The organism is Vibrio sp. 1151_11 (genome assembly GCF_029478525.1).
GTDB lineage: Bacteria > Pseudomonadota > Gammaproteobacteria > Enterobacterales > Vibrionaceae > Vibrio > Vibrio anguillarum.
In genome coordinates this window covers 1-17,062 of sequence record NZ_SHMN01000022.1, presented here as the reverse complement: position 1 = coordinate 17,062, position 17,062 = coordinate 1, and the positions used below count along the sequence as shown (strand labels likewise).

The window sequence follows — 17,062 nt, the reverse complement described above, 5'->3', positions numbered from 1 at the left end:
TGGCGCATAAAATAGCAATTTCTGGCGCGTCTTGAGCTATATGTGACTCAAGACGAATCATAACTAGGAAGGAACACGATCGTGTCTAAAGCAAAATTTGAACGTACGAAACCGCACGTAAACGTTGGTACTATCGGCCACGTTGACCACGGTAAAACAACTCTAACTGCTGCTATCTGTACTACACTTGCAAAAGTGTACGGTGGTGAAGCGAAAGACTTCGCATCTATCGATAACGCTCCAGAAGAGCGCGAGCGCGGTATTACAATCAATACTTCTCACGTAGAGTACGATACACCAGCACGCCACTACGCACACGTAGACTGCCCAGGACACGCTGACTATGTTAAAAACATGATCACAGGTGCTGCGCAAATGGACGGCGGTATCCTAGTTGTTGCTGCAACAGATGGCCCAATGCCACAAACTCGTGAGCACATCCTACTTGGTCGCCAAGTTGGTATTCCTTACATCATCGTATTCATGAACAAATGTGACATGGTTGATGATGAAGAGCTTCTAGAGCTAGTAGAAATGGAAGTTCGTGAGCTTCTATCTGAGTACGATTTCCCAGGTGATGACCTACCAGTTATCCAAGGTTCTGCACTAGGCGCACTAAACGGCGAAGAGCAGTGGGAAGCGAAAATCATTGAACTTGCTGAAGCGCTAGACACTTACATTCCAGAGCCTGAGCGTGCAGTAGACCAAGCATTCCTACTACCAATCGAAGACGTATTCTCAATCCAAGGTCGTGGTACAGTAGTAACTGGCCGTATCGAGCGCGGTATCCTACGTGTAGGTGATGAAGTTGCGATCATTGGTATCAAAGACACAATCACAACGACTTGTACAGGTGTTGAGATGTTCCGTAAGCTGCTTGACGAAGGTCGTGCAGGTGAGAACGTTGGTGCACTTCTACGTGGTACTAAGCGTGATGAAGTAGAACGTGGTCAAGTACTAGCGAAACCAGGTTCAATCACTCCACACACTAAGTTCGAGTCAGAAGTGTACGTATTGTCTAAAGATGAAGGCGGCCGTCATACTCCGTTCTTCAAAGGCTACCGTCCACAGTTCTACTTCCGTACAACTGACGTAACAGGCGATATCTCTCTACCAGAAGGCGTAGAGATGGTAATGCCAGGTGACAACATCCAAATGGTTGTAGAGCTAATCGCTCCAATCGCGATGGATGAAGGTCTACGTTTCGCGATCCGTGAAGGCGGTCGTACAGTAGGTGCTGGTGTTGTTGCTAAAGTTATCGCTTAATTTTCGATAATTTATGCACACACTGCATTAAAAAGGGAAGCTTAGGCTTCCCTTTTTGTTTGATGTGACCCTTAGTACATTTCCCTTGCTAATCCTGCTTCGTTTCTGTACTATTTGCCGTCCTTAATTCTCGGTCTTTTTTTTTCGTTCCTTGCTTCCTATGGACGACCGAGCCAAACCTGGAAGCTGAATAATCCGTAAGGAGCAACCGATGCGTCATTATGAAATCGTATTCATGGTGCACCCAGATCAAAGCGAGCAAGTTGCTGGCATGATCGAGCGTTACACTGGTTCTATCACTGAAACTGGCGGTACTATCCACCGTCTAGAAGATTGGGGTCGTCGTCAAATGGCTTACCCAATCAACAAGCTTCACAAAGCTCACTACGTTCTTATGAACGTTGAAGCTGACCAAGCTGTGATTGATGAGCTAGAAACTGCTTTCCGTTTTAACGATGCAGTTCTACGTAACATGATCATGCGTACTAAAGCTGCTATCACCGAGCCATCAATCATGCTGAAAGCTAAAGAAGAGCGTTCTAAGCGTGATGAAACTCGTTTCGATGCAGACGCTGAGTAATTGATTTGATGACCAATCGGATGGAGTTGAGTGGCACTGTCGCAAAACCTCCCATTCGAAGCCAAAGTCCTGCGGGTATTGAACATTGCCGTTTCTGGCTTGAACATCGCTCAACAGTGATAGAAGCTGATTTACCGAGACAAGTCTATTGTCGTATGCCGGTAGTCGTCAGTGGGCAAAGGTCAACGAATCTCACTCAACACTTAGTACAAGGCAGCACCATAACCGTAAGTGGCTTTGTCGCTTACCAAACTAGCCATAATGGCGTAGGTAAATTGGTGCTACATGCCGACCACATTACTCAAATTTAAGATCAGGAGATAGCCCATGGCTCGTTTCTTCCGTCGTCGTAAATTCTGCCGTTTCACTGCAGAAGGCGTACAAGAGATTGATTACAAAGATGTAGCAACTCTTAAAAACTACATAACTGAAGCTGGTAAAATCGTACCTAGCCGTATCACTGGTACTAGCGCTAAATACCAACGTCAGCTAGCTCGTGCAATCAAGCGTTCTCGCTACCTAGCTCTATTGCCATACACTGATAAACATCAGTAATTGGCACCGTTTATTAAGAAAGAGGATTAATCAATGCAAGTTATTCTACTTGATAAAATCGGTAACCTAGGCAGCCTTGGCGACACTGTAAGCGTGAAATCTGGTTATGCTCGTAACTTCCTTATCCCACAAGGTAAGGCTGTAATGGCAACTAAATCTAACGTTGAAATGTTTGAAACTCGTCGTGCTGAACTTGAAGCTAAAGTTGCTGAGCAACTTGTTGCATCTCAAGCTCGTGCTGAACAAGTTAACGCTCTTGAAGCTGTTGTTATTACTTCTAAAGCGGGCGATGAAGGTAAACTATTTGGTTCTATTGGTACTCGTGATATCGCTGACGCTATTACAGCGGCAGGTGTTGCAGTATCTAAGAGCGAAGTTCGTCTACCTGAAGGTGCTCTACGTAACGTAGGTTCTTTCGAAGTGAGCATCCAACTTCACTCAGAAGTGTTTGCAACTGCGAAAATTCAAATCGTTGCTGAGTAATTTCAGTCTTCGGATGAATTGAAAACACCAGCCTTGGCTGGTGTTTTTTTTATCTTCAAACTACCTAGAAACGAAACTGTAAACTAAATGAAGTGACGCTATCGGCTTTACTTAGTCCTGCTGGAACCTTATCGTGGTATTGGCGAGACAAGTTCACTTTCAACGCAATCGAATCAGTAATGTGATTGGTTAAAATGAGTTCGCTATCGGTTCTGATATTACTTTCTCCTGCGACAAGAGTCAGTTCAGAGGAGATGGTTAAATTATCGAAAGTTGCCCAAACACCTTTTAAGTTACCACGAAATATGACTTCTTCGACTGTATTTGCAAATACAATATCTGTACTTGATATCTCATCTAGGTTGGGTTTTTGGTAACGAAAACCGGGCCCTATTTCAATCTCTAATAGCAATATGTCGGTATTCATCAATTGGTAACCCATTCCACCAGATAGCGTGTAGTCTTTGAAATAGGCGCTGTATTTTGAATCAACACCGTTAAAGTTTGCGTATAGATAGGCTTTTGAAGCTAACTTATAGTCACTTTGCAGCGAATAGTTTGCCTGCCGCTTATTCTCTTTTCCATTTTTATCAAGACGATACAATTTCCACTCACCATTGGTTCGATGGCGACCTGTTATGTATTCTGTCTTGACTCGTGAATTCAATGACTCTGAATCAGTATTACCTGAGTGGGCTTGGTAACCTAATTCGACTTGGCTATTCCAAGGAGAAGGAACTTCGATTTCCGTATCGTTTTTAAGATCCTCATTAGCATAAGCTGCATTCATCGCGAACAGGCTAAAACTAAGAAACCAAATTTTGGACACGAAGTACCCCTAAAGTGAATAAAAATAGTGGGCGAAATAGTAGGTGTAGGGCGGTTCTGTTTGGTCAGCATGAGGTTAATTCTCTACGAGATAAACACAAAGTTTCGTTTACATAATTACAAATGATCTATTCTGGCTATAATGGTCGGTCATTAGATAGTATTGAGCGAAGTCATGGCTGCACCACGAACAGATCAACGAAATCGTAAACCGTTTGACGCACAAGTCGACGCAATTAAAGTTCCTCCACATTCGATCGAAGCTGAGCAATCAGTGATTGGAGGCTTGCTATTGGATAACGAACGTTGGGATACGGTGGCTGAGCGTGTGGTCAGCAAAGACTTCTATAGCCGTGCGCATCGTTTAATTTTTGATGCAGCTAAATCTATTTTGGAAGCCAGTAAGCCGCTCGATCTTATTACATTATCTGAGTATCTCGAGCGTCGCGAACAGTTGGAAGATGTCGGCGGTTTTGCTTATTTAGCGGATTTGGCGAAAAATACGCCCAGTGCGGCTAACATTAATGCTTATGCTGAAATCGTAGCGGAACGAGCATTGGTGCGTAACCTCATCGGTGTTGCCAATGAGATTGCGGATGCAGGTTATGATCCGCAAGGGCGCAGTTCGGAAGATTTGCTCGATCTGGCTGAAAGTAAAGTGTTCGCCATTGCTGAGGAGCGTACCAGCGAAAATGAAGGCCCGCAGAATGTCGATTCGATTTTAGAAAGAACTTTAGAGCGTATTGAACTGCTGTATAAAACACCACAAGATGGTGTCACGGGCGTGAATACGGGGTTTGCTGATCTCAATAAGAAAACGGCTGGTTTACAAGGTTCTGATTTGATCATTGTAGCTGCTCGCCCTTCTATGGGTAAAACGACGTTTGCCATGAACTTGTGTGAAAACGCGGCCATGGAGCAAGAAAAACCGGTTCTTATCTTCTCTCTTGAGATGCCAGCTGAACAAATCATGATGCGTATGTTGGCATCGCTTTCTCGCGTTGATCAAACCAAAATTCGTACTGGGCAGCTGGATGATGAGGATTGGGCACGAATTTCGTCTACCATGGGTATTCTCATGGAAAAGAAAAATATGTACATAGATGATAGCTCAGGCCTCACGCCTACCGAGGTTCGTTCTAGAGCTCGTCGTATTGCGCGCGAGCATGGCGGCTTGTCGCTCATCATGGTCGACTACTTGCAGTTGATGCGAGTTCCTTCGCAATCGGATAACCGTACTTTAGAAATTGCGGAGATCTCTCGCTCGTTAAAAGCGCTGGCTAAAGAATTGAATGTGCCCGTGGTGGCTTTATCGCAGCTTAACCGTTCGTTGGAGCAGCGCGCCGATAAACGCCCAGTCAACTCCGACTTGCGTGAATCCGGTTCGATAGAACAAGATGCCGATTTGATCATGTTCATTTATCGCGACGAGGTGTATCACCCTGATAGTTCGTTAAAGGGTATCGCAGAGATTATTATAGGTAAGCAACGTAACGGCCCGATTGGTTCTGTACGGTTGACCTTCCAAGGGCAGTATTCTCGTTTTGACAACTATGCAGGCCCTGCATTTGACGATGAGTAATTTGATGAGCTACATGAAAGCGGCAACCGCCTGCATCGATCTCGATGCGTTAAAGCACAACCTACAGCGAGTAAAACAGCAGGCACCAAACAGTAAAATTATGGCGGTGGTCAAAGCAAATGGTTATGGTCATGGGCTTCGGCATGTTGCGAAACATGCACTAGGCGCGGATGCATTTGGCGTGGCGCGCATTGAAGAAGCGCTGCAACTGAGAGCGAGCGGTGTGGTAAAACCTATCTTGTTGCTTGAAGGTTTTTATTCCCCGATGGATCTTGCTGTATTGGTGACCAATAACATTCAAACCGTTGTTCACTGTGAGGAGCAGTTAGTCGCCTTAGAGCAAGCTCAATTAGATGTCCCAGTCAATGTTTGGTTGAAAATCGATAGCGGAATGCATCGTTTAGGTGTGCGCCCAGAACAATACCCCGATTTTTTAGAACGTTTGCAAGCGTGTAAAAACGTAGTGAAGCCATTGCGTTATATGAGTCATTTTGGTTGTGCCGATGAACTCGATAAATCAACGACTTCTGAGCAAATTGAGCTGTTTTTAGCAATGACAAAAGGTCATGAGGGTGAAAGATCACTTGCTGCCTCCGCTGGTTTATTAGCTTGGAAGCACAGCCAGTTAGAGTGGGTTCGCCCAGGTATTATTATGTATGGCGTTTCTCCTTTTGATGATAACTCGGCGCAAGCGCTGGGCTATCAACCTGTAATGACATTAAAATCTCACTTGATCGCAGTGCGTGATGTTAAAGCGGGAGAGAGTGTCGGCTACGGTGCCACTTGGACAAGCTTACGTGACACTAAGGTTGGTGTTATCGCAATTGGCTATGGCGATGGTTATCCTCGTACTGCACCCAATGGAACTCCGGTTGTTGTCAATGGGCGTAAAGTGCCGATTGCAGGGCGAGTTTCAATGGATATGCTTACGGTCGATCTCGGTCCACAAGCCTGCGATAAGGTGGGTGATGAGGTTATTTTATGGGGAAAAGAGCTACCAGCAGAAGAAGTGGCCTCTCACATTGGCACGATCGCTTACGAGTTAGTGACGAAACTCACTTCTCGTGTTGAGATGTCGTATCAATAAAGCCAGAGTATGCACCCATTAGGTTTACCTGACCTAACTCAATATGAGAGCGGGTAAGCTGCGTCATAATGGCGCTCACAAAACGAATAACGACGTGTTGCCTTCCAAATATAGGCAGTCGATACCATTTTCTTTTTTTGCTCAATCGGGGATTCCATCATTTTGAAACAGAGTTTAGGAATGATAGGAATAAAACCTACTGTCACATCGGGATAGATACCATGTTGAAAAATATCAATCCAACGCAAACCAACGCTTGGAAAGCACTGACTGCGCATTTTGAATCAGCGCAAGATATGGACCTTAAATCGCTTTTTGCACAAGATGCACAACGTTTCGATAAATTCTCGACTCGTTTTGGTTCAGATATTCTTGTTGATTACTCAAAAAATTTGATCAACGAAGAGACCTTACAACATTTACAAGCACTGGCTAATGAGACTGAACTAAAGTCAGCCATCGACGCTATGCTGCAAGGCTGCGCGATCAACCAAACTGAAGGCCGTGCCGTACTGCACACTGCGTTACGCAACCGCAGTAACACACCGGTCATGGTTGATGGTGAAGATGTGATGCCAGCCGTGAATGCGGTACTTGAGAAGATGAAATCGTTTTCTGAACGAGTGATTTCTGGTGAATGGAAAGGTTACACTGGTAAAGCGATTACCGATATTGTCAACATTGGTATTGGTGGTTCAGACCTTGGTCCATACATGGTCACAGAAGCACTTGCGCCGTATAAGAATCATCTTAATCTTCATTTCGTTTCTAACGTTGATGGAACACACATCGTTGAAACGTTGAAAAAAGTCAATCCAGAAACCACGCTATTTTTAGTGGCTTCAAAGACGTTTACCACCCAAGAAACCATGACCAATGCACATACGGCTCGTGATTGGTTCTTAGCGGAAGCAGGCGATGAAACTCATGTTGCAAAACACTTTGCAGCGCTGTCGACTAATGCGAAATCAGTCGCTGAGTTTGGTATTGATACAGACAACATGTTCGAATTTTGGGATTGGGTCGGTGGACGCTACTCACTATGGTCAGCAATTGGTCTATCCATTGTATTGGCTGTAGGCTATGACAACTTTGTGGAACTGCTGTCCGGCGCGCATGAGATGGATCAACATTTTGTGGCGACACCTTTTGAGCAAAATATTCCTGTGATCCTAGCCTTGATTGGTATTTGGTATAACAACTTCCACGGCGCCGAATCAGAAGCGATTCTGCCTTATGACCAATACTTACATCGCTTTGCCGCTTATTTCCAACAGGGCAATATGGAATCAAACGGTAAATACGTAGATCGTAACGGTCAAGCGGTAACTTACCAAACGGGTCCAATCATTTGGGGTGAGCCCGGTACTAATGGTCAACACGCCTTTTATCAATTGATCCACCAGGGAACAAAATTGATCCCGTGTGATTTTATTGCGCCAGCGCTCAGCCATAACCCAGCGGGTGATCATCACCAAAAATTGATGTCGAACTTTTTTGCTCAAACAGAAGCGTTAGCGTTTGGAAAAACGCAGCAAACCGTTGAAGCTGAGCTAAAAGCGGCGGGCAAATCAGCACAAGAAATGGCGGCAATCGCACCATTTAAAGTGTTTGAAGGAAACCGCCCAACCAACTCAATCTTAGTTAAGCAGATCACGCCACGCACTTTGGGCAACCTGATTGCGATGTACGAGCATAAAATTTTCGTACAGGGTGTTATTTGGAATATCTTCAGTTTCGATCAATGGGGCGTTGAGCTTGGTAAGCAGTTAGCAAACCAAATTCTGCCTGAGTTAGCCGACGATGCTCAAGTGAGTTCACACGACAGCTCAACCAATGGTTTGATTAACGCGTTTAAGACATTTAAAGCGTAATGCGTCAAAACCTTACTTGGATGTGAGTAAGGTTTTATCCAAATAAAAAAGGTTGATACTTAACGGTATCAACCTTTTTTTCTTTAATGAAAGAGCTTACTCGAAACAGATTTCGATAAAAGCGTTACCCCACTGAGAGGTAAACGGCATGATAATAATTGCACCTTCGCATTTATGACGAATCGTGTGGCCTTTTCCTGAGACAACAACCGGAGTTGCCATATCAAAGTCAAAACCACTCTCGGCAAGAATACGTTTAGCTCCGCCTGTCACCATGTTGGTGATTTCGCCGACCATATCTGTCACTTCTTCATTGAGACCGTTGGGGCGTTCACCTAACATATTTTGCATGATTTCCAATGCTAGACTTTCATCAAAAGTAATAGACATGGAACCGCGGCTTTGACTACCAACCATACCAATCAAGCCAGAGACATCACCACGGGCAATCTCATCTTTCTTTACACGAGGTTTCTGTGGCTTCAACTCTAATGAAGCCATCGTTTTTAACACGTTCATTAAAGAAGCTAAAAACGGGTTTACAAATTCAGCGCGCATAACCTTCTTCTACTGTTTTTATACTTTCAGACTTGAGGAACACGTTTGGCAAACACCATGAGATTCAATAACGTGATTAACGATGTTAAAACCGTGTTTCTCAGCGTTGCTTGCTAGCAAGGCTATCAGACTATCATCTTGAAGTTCAATAACATTGCCACATTTGTCACAAATTAATAGGTGTGAAAAATGCTTATTAGCATTACAAGAGCAACATGAAATAAAGCTATTTGTTGACTCCACTCTATGAATAAAGCCTTGTTCTAACAAAAAGTCCAGAGCACGATACACCGTTGGTGGTTTCGCTTGGGGCTCGCTTTGCTTTAAATCTTCAAGCAATTCATAAGCACTGGATGCTTTTTTGCTTGAACAAATCAGTTCAAACACTCTCTTTCGTTGAGAAGTTAGTCGTACTCCTCTCGCTGCGCATAGTTCTTCTATTTGTTTCGTTAGCTTGTGGTCCAAATTCATCACCATAACCATTGGACTTTAATAATATACTATTTCCAGATTAATAGCCTTGTAGCCTACAACATTTTCTGGAGTTAGTTAGCGATGTGATCGTTGTTTGCAACGAAAATAGTACTTAAATTACCTTATATCGATGCAAAACGATACAGAAGAAGAACTGTTGGCGCTATAAACTCGAAGCGATTACAATGCCAAACTTTGTTTTTGGCTGTAAGTTTAGCCATTGAAACTGACTGAATTGGGATATCTAAATCATGACTCACCCTTGTAAGCTATCAGTAGCCCCTATGCTCGATTGGACAGATCGCCACTGCCGATACTTTCATCGCTTGCTGTCCTCGCAAACGTTACTGTATACCGAGATGGTCACGACAGGCGCGATCATTCATGGTAAAGGGGACTTCTTGGCTTACAACGAGGAGGAACACCCAGTAGCGTTACAATTGGGTGGTTCAAATCCACAAGATCTCGCTCATTGTGCCAAACTCGCCCAGCAGTATGGGTATGATGAAGTTAACCTCAATGTGGGTTGTCCGTCCGATCGCGTCCAGAATGGTCGTTTTGGTGCTTGTTTAATGGCTGAGCCGCAACTGGTGGCGGATTGCGTTGCAGCGATGAAATCAGTAGTTGATATTCCGGTAACCGTGAAGACGCGCATTGGTATTGATGACATGGATTCTTATGAATTTTTGACTGATTTTATTTCATTGGTATCAGAGAAAGGGGGCTGTGAACAGTTTACTATTCATGCGCGTAAGGCGTGGCTTAGTGGTTTGAGCCCAAAAGAGAACCGTGAAATACCGCCGTTAGATTACTCACGGGCATATCAGCTGAAAAAAGATTTCCCACATTTAGTCATTGCTGTGAATGGCGGTGTCAAAACCTTAGCTGAAGTCAGTGAGCATTTACAGCATCTTGACGGCGTAATGATTGGACGGGAAGCTTATCAAAGCCCTTATTTGTTGGCGGAAGTGGATCAGACCATTTTTGGTATGGATACGCCGATTAAAAAACGTTCTCAAATTATTGAAGAGATGTTTCCTTATATTGAACGTCAATTAGCTCAGGGGTCTTACCTTGGCCATATTACCCGCCATATGTTAGGTATGTTCCAAAATATGGCAGGTGCTCGTCAATGGCGACGTTATATCAGTGAGAATGCGCATAAGCCAGGTGCGGGAATTGAAGTCGTGCAAGCGGCATTAGCAAAAATTCCGAAAGAGTTGAATGTGTAAAAATTACCAACTTAAGTGGTGATTTTTACCAATAATAGAAAGGCTAAATGACTCGGTGTTATTTGGCTTTTTTTATTGAAATAAATATTGCTTTTCAAGTGCTTGATTGGCCAAGAAACTGTGATTTTTTTAGTCTTGACTTGAAATCAGAGGTGGTAATGACAAGTTGGCTCGATATCTGCTAGTGGTAAGAGAAACGGAGGAAAACATCATGTTTGAACTTATTTTCTTATTGGTTTTTATTGCAACTTTATTGGCGACAGGCATCACTTTGGCGACTGTGTTTATTGCGACGGTCATGGGCTTTATAGTATTGGCATTACTAGGCATGATTGGAGTGATGTTTAAGCTACTACCTTGGATCATTGTGATTGTTTTGGGGGTCTGGTTCTTCCGTCATGTGGTGTACACCCCTCGCTAATGTGGCAGTCAACGAAACGTTAACTCACTTCAGGAATATGCTACTATCGCGTTCAATTAAGAACATGAATTAGTAGCGAATAAATAGGGAGCAATAGGGATGAATAAACCAATTTGGTTAGCGTTGGTCAGTGTGGCAATGATGATGTCAACCGCATCGGTTCAAGCAGAATCATTTTATCGTGGAGAAGTTGGCGCTGACATGTGGTGGGGCAGCACTAAAATCGACAATACTCGTCGTGATGATGTGAAGACACCTTCAATCCACGTTGCTTTTGAGCATCAGCTACCTTATTTGCCCAATGCGAGTATTCGTTATACTACGCTTGAGGCGGATTATGCATCCTTTGATAAGTACGACTATACCTTGTATTACAATCTGTTAGAGCGACAGTTAATGTCGTTCGATGCGGGTGTTACATTCACTCAATATAGTGGTTCTCAGTATCAAGCACCAGATAGCTTGAAGTACAGTTTTGATAAGACGACTTTTAACTGGTATGCCTATGCCACAATTAAAATTCCCAATACCCAAGTTGATGTGATTGGGCAGTTTGATTTTGGTGATAGTGGCGGAATTAAAAGCGCAGATGTACTAGCGGGTTTGCAGTATTCCATACCTATTCGTGCTGGCAATGTCGCATTGCGTGGCGGCTATCGTGTGATTGATCTTGAATTCACCGAACTTGACCCAAAAACGAAAAACTCATTTGTCTTTGTTGATGGTTGGTTCTTAGGGGCTGAATTTCAATTTTAAGTATCGATTCGATACTTACGCGCTAAATGCATTTTCCATAAAACGCCACCTTTGCAAGGTGGCGTTTTTTATAACTGATAATTATATTATTGCGCAATTTCTTAGCAGAATAAGCAAAATGTACCATGCTTAATTCACGAGTGAATAATGTGAAAATGGTGTGGTGATGACGATTACCGAGTTAAGGGACTTGTATCGTGAGAACAAGCTTATCGAAGCCATTATTGAACCTTCTTTCCAAGAAGGGCATTGGATAGTCGAGTTTCGGCATTGCCGTGGTGGGTTCGTGCTATTAACCGATTCTCAGGGTGACGAATGCCAGTATACCGATCTGGATCTTGCCTCTAAATCGGCTATGGAGGTGGGTTTTAAGCAAGTTCGAGTCGAGTCTAAATGAGAGAATTAAGCGTAATGCCTACTTCCAAAAAGTTATAAAACATACTTATCTATTCTTTCTTGTTATTAAAGAGAGTGGTTAATCTATTGTCACGCAATGAATAGGGAAGTCGTGACCATGTCTTCAGGAAATACCATACCCCAAGAGCTAGCCAGTTTAGCTAGCCCACTCAATGACGCGCAACTGAACGGATTGCAGCGTACTATTTCAGAACTTTCCCCGCAGCAGCTTGCTTGGGTTAGCGGATATTTTTGGGGCCTCAGTCAGTCTCAAGCATCAAGCATTTCTACTTCCAGCTCACAAGCAGCCACTTTAGTATCAACGGAGCCTGCGACTCAATTAACCATTATTTTCGCTTCTCAAACAGGCAATGCAAAAGGCCTTGCTGAAGGATTGGAAAGAGAAGCTCAGGCTGCCGGTATCGCGGTTCAATTATTCGATGCGAGTGATTACAAAGGCAAAGATCTTGCGAAAGAAACGCATGTTATTTTTGTTGCATCGACCAATGGCGAGGGCGAAGCCCCTGACAATGCATTAGCGCTGCATGAATTTTTACAATCCAAGAAAGCGCCGAAATTACCTCACTTGCAATATGGTGTGATTGGCTTAGGTGACTCCAGTTATGAATTTTTCTGCCAAACGGGTAAAGATTTTGATGCATTTTTAGAGCAGCTTGGTGCCAAACGTTTTATTGAGCGAGTGGATTGCGACGTTGATTACGAACATCAAGCCGCCGAGTGGAAAGCCAAAGCATTAGCAGTGGTAAAAGAAGCTTTTGCAAGTACGCCTGCGCAAGTTGTGCAATTACCCGTGAGTCAAACCACGAGTCATCTATCTCAATACAGTAAGCAAAATCCTTACAGTGCGACTTTACTGACGAGTCAAAAAATTACTGGGCGAGATTCAGGAAAAGAGGTGCGCCACATTGAAATTGACTTGGGTGAGTCAGGTATAACGTATCAGTCTGGGGATGCGCTTGGAGTATGGTATGAAAACGATACAGAGTTAGTCAATGCCGTGTTATCTGCGACTGGGCTATCGGGTGTCGAAAGTGTTGACGTCGATGGCGAAAGTTTATCCATCCATAGTGCTTTAATGCATAAATATGAAATTACGGCTGCAAATCCTCAGATGGTGACCAAGTTTGCTGAGTTATCTGGTTGTACGAAACTGCTTGAGCTGGTGGAGGATAAAGAGAAGCTCAGATTGTACGCGAGCCATCATCAAGTGATTGATGTACTGCGAGAGAAGCAAACTAAACTGACGGCCCAAGCGCTACTCTCTTTATTACGTCGTTTAACGCCGCGTCTTTATTCTATCGCATCAAGTCAAAGCGAAGTTGAAGATGAAGTGCATCTTACCGTCAGCATTGTTCAGTATACACACCAAGATGAGCACCGTTTTGGGGGAGCGTCCAGTTATCTTGGCCAGCGCTTAGAAGAGGGCGACAAGGTAAAGGTTTTCATTGAACACAATAATAATTTCAAACTACCTCAAGATGATAACGTGCCTATTATCATGATTGGTCCTGGCACCGGAATTGCGCCATTTCGTAGCTTTATTCAAGAGCGTGATAACCGTGAAGCAAAAGGAAAAAACTGGCTGTTTTTTGGTGATCGTACATTTACTCAAGATTTTCTCTATCAAGTTGAGTGGCAAAAATATCTGAAATCCGGTGTGCTGAGTCGTCTAGATGTGGCGTTTAGCCGTGATCAACATGAGAAAGTCTACGTTCAGCATCGATTACTTGAACAATCCGAACTGGTCTGGCAATGGATTCAAAACGGTGCGTATCTTTATGTCTGTGGTGATGCAACGCACATGGCGAAAGATGTGCATGATGCACTAATTGTTATTGCACAGCAGCAAGGTGGGTTATCACGTGAACAGGCAGAGACATATATCAACGATCTGCGCAAAGCAAAACGTTATCAAAGGGATGTGTACTAATGAGCACCAAACAACAATCTAATCATCAAGAAGTATTAGGACAAGAGCTAGGCCCATTGTCAGATAACGAGCGCTTGAAACGTGAAAGTCACTTTTTACGTGGGACGATCGAGCAAGATCTGCAAGATCGCATCACTGGTGGCTTTAGTGCTGACAACTTTCAGTTGATTCGCTTTCATGGCATGTATCAACAAGACGATCGCGATATTCGTAACGAACGTGCAAAACAAAAGTTAGAACCTCTGCACAATGTGATGTTACGTGCGCGCATGCCTGGCGGGATCATCACGCCGAAACAATGGCTAGCGATAGATAAATTTGCAACTGAGCACAGCCTATATGGCAGCATTCGTTTAACCACTCGCCAAACCTTTCAGTTTCACGGGGTATTGAAGCCTAACATTAAATTGATGCATCAAACGTTAAACAGCATTGGTATTGATTCGATTGCCACCGCGGGTGATGTGAACCGTAACGTACTGTGTACGTCCAATCCTGTGGAGTCTGAACTGCATCAGGAAGCTTACGAATGGGCGAAGAAGATTTCGGAACATCTGTTACCTAAAACGCGCGCTTATGCCGAAATTTGGTTGGATGGTGAAAAACTAGAAACTACAGATGAAGAGCCGATTTTAGGTAATAACTACTTACCGCGTAAGTTCAAAACGACAGTGGTTATTCCGCCCCAAAACGATGTGGATGTACATGCCAACGATTTAAACTTTGTTGCGATTGCCGAACAAGGTCGGTTAGTTGGTTTTAATGTGCTGGTGGGTGGCGGCCTAGCCATGACGCACGGTGATACTTCTACTTACCCGCGTCGTGCTGATGATTTCGGATTTATTCCTTTGGATAAAACCTTAGAAGTCGCCGCCGCTGTGGTTACGACTCAGCGTGATTGGGGAAACCGGTCTAATCGTAAAAATGCAAAAACTAAATACACACTCGATAGAGTGGGCGTCGATGTGTTCAAAGCCGAAGTTGAAAAGCGTGCTGGTATTGAGTTTGCGGTCAGCCGCCCTTACGAGCTCACAGAACGTGGTGATCGGATTGGGTGGATTGAAGGCATCGATGGTAAGCATCATTTAACACTTTTCATCGAAAATGGTCGTTTACTCGATTTCCCTGATAAACCGCTAAAGAGTGGTGTGGCAGAAATTGCTAAAATCCACCAAGGTGATTTTCGTATGACGGCCAATCAAAACCTCATCGTAGCGGGAGTACCTGCTGTACAAAAAGCTACGATTGAGCAGATTGCGCGTCAGCATGGTTTGATCAATGACAATGTGAGTGAGCAACGTAAAAATTCGATGGCGTGTGTCTCTTTCCCTACATGTCCATTAGCTATGGCTGAGGCGGAACGTTTCCTCCCTCAATTTGTAACGGATGTAGAGACGATCCTACAAAAACATGCGTTACCTAAAGAAGAAAACATTATCTTACGTGTCACAGGTTGTCCGAACGGATGTGGCCGAGCCATGTTGGCTGAAATTGGTTTAGTTGGTAAAGCTCCCGGTCGCTACAACCTACATCTTGGCGGCAATAGAGCGGGCACACGTGTGCCTAAAATGTATAAAGAAAACATTACCGATAAACAGATCCTAGAAGAAATTGACCATCTAGTCGGCCGCTGGGCGCTAGAGCGTCAATCCAATGAGGGTTTTGGCGATTTCACCATTCGCACCGGCATTATAGAAGAGGTGATCATCTCTAAGAGAGATTTCTATGCTTGAAGTACCAGTAGTTCCTAAATTGTCCGAGTTATTGGCGCTAACTAAAGTAGAGCAAACGTTACGCCTTGCCCCATTAAATGCTTATCTCGAAACGTTAACAGCGCAGCAGCGAGTGATGTGGGCGATTGAGAATCTAGAAGGAACCCATGCGCTTTCTTCTAGCTTTGGCATTCAAGCCGCATTGATGCTGCATCTGGTTTCTAGCGTAAAAAGCGATATACCAGTGGTATTGACGGATACGGGCTATTTGTTTCCTGAAACATATCAATTTATTGACCAGCTCACGGAGCACCTAAATCTCAATCTGCATATCTTCAGCGCTACGATAAGTCCATCATGGCAGGAGGCGCGTTACGGTAAACTTTGGGAACAAGGTGTTACTGGCATTGAACAATACAATCACCTTAATAAAGTAGAACCGATGCGAAGAGCGTTAGATGAACTAAATATTGGTACTTGGTTTTCTGGCCTACGCCGAGAGCAATCACAATCGCGGGCGACATTACCTATTTTAGCGATTCAAAATGGTGTGTTTAAATTCCTACCTGTGATTGATTGGACAAATAAAGATGTACATTATTATCTGCAAGAAAATCACCTGCCGTATCATCCATTATGGGAGCAAGGTTACCTTTCAGTTGGTGACACTCATACCACTCGTAAATGGGAACCGGGAATGAATGAAGAAGAAACGCGTTTCTTCGGCTTAAAAAGAGAGTGTGGTCTTCATGAAGAGAATAACTAAGGAGATGATGCAGGTATTTAATCTTCTACATAGTGTAAAAAAGAAATGAGTGAAACGGAAAAAGCGTCTGAAGGCGCTTTTTCTACGTTTGAAAAGATAAAAATTACAGCCAATGTGCATAACTCTGTGGGTAACATGTTTACTTGATCTTAGTAAAATTGAATAAATAAGGCTTTGAGCAGTAATTTGGTGATTAAGCGCTATTTTTGCAATTTTTATAAAATAACGCTTGCCAACGTGACGGCGATCTCTATAATGCGACCTCACTGACACGGCACAGCCAGTAAGGGTTCAAGCCCAGTTAGCCAGCCAATCAGTAGGTCAAATCGGTAAGACGAAATAATTTAATAAAGTGTTTGACACTTTTCATTATCTCGCTAGAATGGCCGCCTCTTCAAAGGAAGCCTCGGCAATCCAGCGAAGAACGCTCTTTAACAATATAAACCTATCAATCTGTGTGGGCACTCGTTGATGATAATCAAAAAAGATTTATCAATGAACTGAGTGACCAATCAGAATCAAGTTTACTTGATTTTGGCAC

General features: G+C 43.7%; 18 protein-coding genes. 15 read left to right on the top strand and 3 right to left on the bottom strand.

All coding sequences use genetic code 11. The features are described from left to right. The first annotated feature begins 81 nt into the window (after nt 1-81). The 5 genes from tuf to rplI all read left to right on the top strand — a co-directional run bounded on the left by tuf (nt 82) and on the right by rplI (nt 2,884). Entirely contained in the window at nt 82-1,266 is a 1,185-nt protein-coding gene (tuf, locus tag EXZ60_RS14875) for an elongation factor Tu (RefSeq protein WP_013857920.1), read from the top strand. A 211-nt stretch (nt 1,267-1,477) separates the two neighbouring features. Continuing rightward, entirely contained in the window at nt 1,478-1,846 is a 369-nt protein-coding gene (gene rpsF, locus EXZ60_RS14870; protein ID WP_013857919.1) for a 30S ribosomal protein S6, read from the top strand. 8 nt (nt 1,847-1,854) lie between these two features. Continuing rightward, nucleotides 1,855-2,157 (top strand): primosomal replication protein N, encoded by a 303-nt coding sequence (priB, locus tag EXZ60_RS14865; protein WP_026027846.1) that lies wholly within the window; start codon nt 1,855-1,857, stop codon nt 2,155-2,157. A 16-nt stretch (nt 2,158-2,173) separates the two neighbouring features. Further along, complete coding sequence (gene rpsR / locus EXZ60_RS14860; protein WP_000090472.1) at nt 2,174-2,401, top strand: 30S ribosomal protein S18; 228 nt, start codon at nt 2,174-2,176, stop codon at nt 2,399-2,401. Between the two features lie 33 nt (nt 2,402-2,434). Then, nucleotides 2,435-2,884, top strand: coding sequence for a 50S ribosomal protein L9 (gene rplI / locus EXZ60_RS14855; protein ID WP_013857917.1), 450 nt, complete (start codon nt 2,435-2,437; stop codon nt 2,882-2,884). 64 nt (nt 2,885-2,948) lie between these two features. On the opposite strand, the gene EXZ60_RS14850 is transcribed toward rplI, so the two are convergent. Then, nucleotides 2,949-3,674 (bottom strand): DUF481 domain-containing protein, encoded by a 726-nt coding sequence (locus EXZ60_RS14850; RefSeq protein WP_212754942.1) that lies wholly within the window; start codon nt 3,672-3,674, stop codon nt 2,949-2,951. Nucleotides 3,675-3,887: 213 nt separating this feature from the next. On the opposite strand from EXZ60_RS14850, the gene EXZ60_RS14845 reads away from it, so the two are divergent. The 3 genes from EXZ60_RS14845 to pgi all read left to right on the top strand — a co-directional run bounded on the left by EXZ60_RS14845 (nt 3,888) and on the right by pgi (nt 8,255). After that, nucleotides 3,888-5,294 carry a replicative DNA helicase gene (locus tag EXZ60_RS14845; protein WP_013857915.1) on the top strand — a complete coding sequence of 469 codons (1,407 nt, stop codon included), beginning with the start codon at nt 3,888-3,890 and terminating at the stop codon, nt 5,292-5,294. Between the two features lie 13 nt (nt 5,295-5,307). Then, the gene (gene alr, locus EXZ60_RS14840; protein ID WP_197056815.1) at nt 5,308-6,381 is read left to right on the top strand and encodes an alanine racemase; all 1,074 of its coding nucleotides are present in this window, start codon (nt 5,308-5,310) and stop codon (nt 6,379-6,381) included. A gap of 221 nt (nt 6,382-6,602) precedes the next feature. Continuing rightward, on the top strand, nt 6,603-8,255 hold the full coding sequence (gene pgi / locus EXZ60_RS14835) for a glucose-6-phosphate isomerase (protein ID WP_029388348.1): 1,653 nt from the start codon (nt 6,603-6,605) through the stop codon (nt 8,253-8,255). A 96-nt stretch (nt 8,256-8,351) separates the two neighbouring features. On the opposite strand, the gene EXZ60_RS14830 is transcribed toward pgi, so the two are convergent. Continuing rightward, nucleotides 8,352-8,813, bottom strand: a complete 462-nt coding sequence (locus tag EXZ60_RS14830) for a chemotaxis protein CheX (protein ID WP_017043302.1) — start codon at nt 8,811-8,813, stop codon at nt 8,352-8,354. 18 nt (nt 8,814-8,831) lie between these two features. Further along, a complete protein-coding gene (zur, locus tag EXZ60_RS14825; RefSeq protein ID WP_017043301.1) occupies nt 8,832-9,290 on the bottom strand; it encodes a zinc uptake transcriptional repressor Zur in 459 nt (152 codons plus the stop codon). 248 nt (nt 9,291-9,538) lie between these two features. Between zur and dusA the strand changes: the two genes are divergently transcribed. The 7 genes from dusA to EXZ60_RS14790 all read left to right on the top strand — a co-directional run bounded on the left by dusA (nt 9,539) and on the right by EXZ60_RS14790 (nt 16,521). Beyond that, nucleotides 9,539-10,519, top strand: coding sequence for a tRNA dihydrouridine(20/20a) synthase DusA (dusA, locus tag EXZ60_RS14820; protein WP_094150244.1), 981 nt, complete (start codon nt 9,539-9,541; stop codon nt 10,517-10,519). Between the two features lie 211 nt (nt 10,520-10,730). Then, the gene (gene pspG / locus EXZ60_RS14815; protein WP_026027454.1) at nt 10,731-10,940 is read left to right on the top strand and encodes an envelope stress response protein PspG; all 210 of its coding nucleotides are present in this window, start codon (nt 10,731-10,733) and stop codon (nt 10,938-10,940) included. Nucleotides 10,941-11,039: 99 nt separating this feature from the next. Continuing rightward, nucleotides 11,040-11,696, top strand: a complete 657-nt coding sequence (locus EXZ60_RS14810) for a TIGR04219 family outer membrane beta-barrel protein (RefSeq protein WP_019282801.1) — start codon at nt 11,040-11,042, stop codon at nt 11,694-11,696. Between the two features lie 166 nt (nt 11,697-11,862). Beyond that, on the top strand, nt 11,863-12,093 hold the full coding sequence (locus tag EXZ60_RS14805) for a hypothetical protein (RefSeq protein ID WP_038149123.1): 231 nt from the start codon (nt 11,863-11,865) through the stop codon (nt 12,091-12,093). 96 nt (nt 12,094-12,189) lie between these two features. Continuing rightward, nucleotides 12,190-14,043, top strand: coding sequence for an assimilatory sulfite reductase (NADPH) flavoprotein subunit (locus EXZ60_RS14800; RefSeq protein WP_094150240.1), 1,854 nt, complete (start codon nt 12,190-12,192; stop codon nt 14,041-14,043). Further along, a complete protein-coding gene (gene cysI / locus EXZ60_RS14795) occupies nt 14,043-15,776 on the top strand; it encodes an assimilatory sulfite reductase (NADPH) hemoprotein subunit (RefSeq protein WP_017046208.1) in 1,734 nt (577 codons plus the stop codon). The genes EXZ60_RS14800 and cysI overlap by 1 nt, the downstream gene beginning before the upstream one ends. Further along, nucleotides 15,769-16,521, top strand: coding sequence for a phosphoadenylyl-sulfate reductase (locus tag EXZ60_RS14790; protein WP_017046209.1), 753 nt, complete (start codon nt 15,769-15,771; stop codon nt 16,519-16,521). Before cysI ends, EXZ60_RS14790 begins: the two co-directional genes overlap by 8 nt. Nucleotides 16,522-17,062 lie beyond the last annotated feature (541 nt).

Excerpts from the sequence above, each read along its gene's own strand:
- zur (WP_017043301.1), bottom strand. The coding sequence starts at position 9,290 with ATGGTGATGAATTTGGACCACAAGCTAACGAAACAAATAGAAGAACTA.
- pspG (WP_026027454.1), top strand. The coding sequence starts at position 10,731 with ATGTTTGAACTTATTTTCTTATTGGTTTTTATTGCAACTTTATTGGCG.
- EXZ60_RS14790 (WP_017046209.1), top strand. The coding sequence starts at position 15,769 with ATGCTTGAAGTACCAGTAGTTCCTAAATTGTCCGAGTTATTGGCGCTA.
- pgi (WP_029388348.1), top strand. The coding sequence starts at position 6,603 with ATGTTGAAAAATATCAATCCAACGCAAACCAACGCTTGGAAAGCACTG.
- cysI (WP_017046208.1), top strand. The coding sequence starts at position 14,043 with ATGAGCACCAAACAACAATCTAATCATCAAGAAGTATTAGGACAAGAG.
- EXZ60_RS14800 (WP_094150240.1), top strand. The coding sequence starts at position 12,190 with ATGAATAGGGAAGTCGTGACCATGTCTTCAGGAAATACCATACCCCAA.
- EXZ60_RS14830 (WP_017043302.1), bottom strand. The coding sequence starts at position 8,813 with ATGCGCGCTGAATTTGTAAACCCGTTTTTAGCTTCTTTAATGAACGTG.
- rplI (WP_013857917.1), top strand. The coding sequence starts at position 2,435 with ATGCAAGTTATTCTACTTGATAAAATCGGTAACCTAGGCAGCCTTGGC.
- EXZ60_RS14850 (WP_212754942.1), bottom strand. The coding sequence starts at position 3,674 with ATGAATGCAGCTTATGCTAATGAGGATCTTAAAAACGATACGGAAATC.
- dusA (WP_094150244.1), top strand. The coding sequence starts at position 9,539 with ATGACTCACCCTTGTAAGCTATCAGTAGCCCCTATGCTCGATTGGACA.
- priB (WP_026027846.1), top strand. The coding sequence starts at position 1,855 with ATGACCAATCGGATGGAGTTGAGTGGCACTGTCGCAAAACCTCCCATT.
- EXZ60_RS14845 (WP_013857915.1), top strand. The coding sequence starts at position 3,888 with ATGGCTGCACCACGAACAGATCAACGAAATCGTAAACCGTTTGACGCA.
- EXZ60_RS14810 (WP_019282801.1), top strand. The coding sequence starts at position 11,040 with ATGAATAAACCAATTTGGTTAGCGTTGGTCAGTGTGGCAATGATGATG.
- EXZ60_RS14805 (WP_038149123.1), top strand. The coding sequence starts at position 11,863 with ATGACGATTACCGAGTTAAGGGACTTGTATCGTGAGAACAAGCTTATC.
- rpsR (WP_000090472.1), top strand. The coding sequence starts at position 2,174 with ATGGCTCGTTTCTTCCGTCGTCGTAAATTCTGCCGTTTCACTGCAGAA.
- rpsF (WP_013857919.1), top strand. The coding sequence starts at position 1,478 with ATGCGTCATTATGAAATCGTATTCATGGTGCACCCAGATCAAAGCGAG.
- alr (WP_197056815.1), top strand. The coding sequence starts at position 5,308 with ATGAAAGCGGCAACCGCCTGCATCGATCTCGATGCGTTAAAGCACAAC.